General features: G+C 54.5%; 1 protein-coding gene. It reads right to left on the bottom strand.

Annotation, left to right across the window (positions count from 1 at the left end):
* Positions 1–231, bottom strand: a 231-nt coding sequence (locus MXD62_RS09770) for a hypothetical protein (protein ID WP_248829026.1), incomplete at both ends; no start/stop codon positions are given.

Here is a 231-nt window from a genome sequence, read left to right as displayed (position 1 = left end):
ATATCAGGTGCACCAAGCTCCAAAAGACGCTTCAAGCGGTTGTTCCGGTTGATTACGCGGCGATACAGATCGTTTAAGTCCGAAGTGGCAAAGCGGCCACCATCCAATTGCACCATCGGGCGTAATTCCGGCGGGATAACCGGCAGCACATCCAGTACCATCCAATCAGGACGATTGCCGGAGTTGCGGAATGCTTCGAGTACTTCCAGACGCTTGATCGCACGGTTGCGG

This window comes from Frankia sp. Mgl5, assembly GCF_023242985.1.
In the GTDB taxonomy this organism is placed as follows: Bacteria; Actinomycetota; Actinomycetes; order Frankiales; family Frankiaceae; genus Parafrankia; species Parafrankia soli.
Note: the sequence above shows the minus strand (reverse complement) of the source record. Positions and strands in the feature narration are given on the sequence as shown.